Origin of the sequence: Bartonella sp. TT110JLCBS, assembly GCF_042193405.1 — a bacterium.
In the GTDB taxonomy this organism is placed as follows: Bacteria; Pseudomonadota; Alphaproteobacteria; order Rhizobiales; family Rhizobiaceae; genus Bartonella.
In genome coordinates this window covers 1-699 of sequence record NZ_JBHILT010000209.1, presented here as the reverse complement: position 1 = coordinate 699, position 699 = coordinate 1, and the positions used below count along the sequence as shown (strand labels likewise).

Sequence of the window (699 nt, the reverse complement as noted above, 5' to 3'; positions counted from 1 at the left end):
AGCCTTCTCTCTGTTGCTGGTTTGAATGATTCTGATGATTACGCAAATTTTTTAACCAAAACCCTTTCTGGTAAGAGTGATAAGAGTCCTATCGTAAATGTTTTGACAGAAGGTAGCCGTTCTGCGCGAGTTGGAAATGTTGATGATAAGAAAGCGCTACAGCTTACAAGAATAGCGGTTAACGATAAAAGCATGAGTGCGGATAATATTGCTGTGCGAAAATTGCCAAAAACATTTGTTAAAAAAGGGGGGATGCTGCCTGTTGAGGGAGATAATAGTGATGATATTTTGCTGTCTGGCGTTAATAGTTTAGCAAGGAGAGTGAGTACATATGCAACTAATAATGATATAAAAATAGGAAACAGTCCGAATGCGCATGGCGTGGGGATTATTGCTATTGGTAACAACATACAGGTACAGTCAGGACGCGACAATTATGAAGCTGTTATTAATATCGGCAACAGTTCGCAAACCTCCGCTCCTGCTACCACCGTTATTGGTGATAGGGCAAGAGCGGAAAAGTGGGCCGGTGTTGCTATAGGAAGTGATGCTATAGCTGATAGGGCTGCAGGTGTTTCAGGGTACACTTCTTTGTTGCAGGGTCCTGCACACAACACTGAGACGCAATGGAAAAGTACGCAGGGTGCCGTTAGTGTTGGTAATAAAAGTACGGGCATGACGCGGCAGATTACAGGTGTA

The 699-nt window shown here is 43.3% G+C and carries 1 pseudogene; it reads left to right on the top strand.

The window, feature by feature from the left end:
• Positions 1 to 699, top strand: a pseudogene (locus ACFILW_RS10495) (hypothetical protein); the annotation flags it as partial.